Here is a 246-nt window from a genome sequence, read left to right as displayed (position 1 = left end):
CGGGCACAATCAATAATTGTGCCCGACCTAATAACATGTAAGAGAAGGGGAAAAGATGAATCTTTTAACAATCAATACTCATAGCTGGTTAGAAGAAGAACCATTAAAAAAATTAGAGGAGATTGCCAAGGTGATTTTATCTTCTGAAAGTGAAATAATTGCCTTACAAGAAGTGAATCAGAAAGTCGCTTCCAAGAAAGTGCCGTTAGAACAGTTAACGACTTTTTGTCCCGTGGCGACCCAAAC

Annotated in this window: 1 pseudogene; it reads left to right on the top strand. The window is 38.2% G+C overall.

From position 1 onward, the window contains the following. Positions 1 to 55: 55 nt before the first annotated feature. A pseudogene (locus LI126_RS15015) lies at positions 56 to 246 on the top strand (hypothetical protein); the annotation flags it as partial.

The sequence above is a fragment of the Mediterraneibacter sp. 210702-DFI.5.30 genome, assembly GCF_020560115.1.
Classification (GTDB): Bacteria; Bacillota; Clostridia; order Lachnospirales; family Lachnospiraceae; genus Mediterraneibacter; species Mediterraneibacter faecis.
The sequence above is the reverse complement of the archived record's forward strand: the minus strand, read 5'-3'. Positions and strand labels throughout refer to the sequence as shown.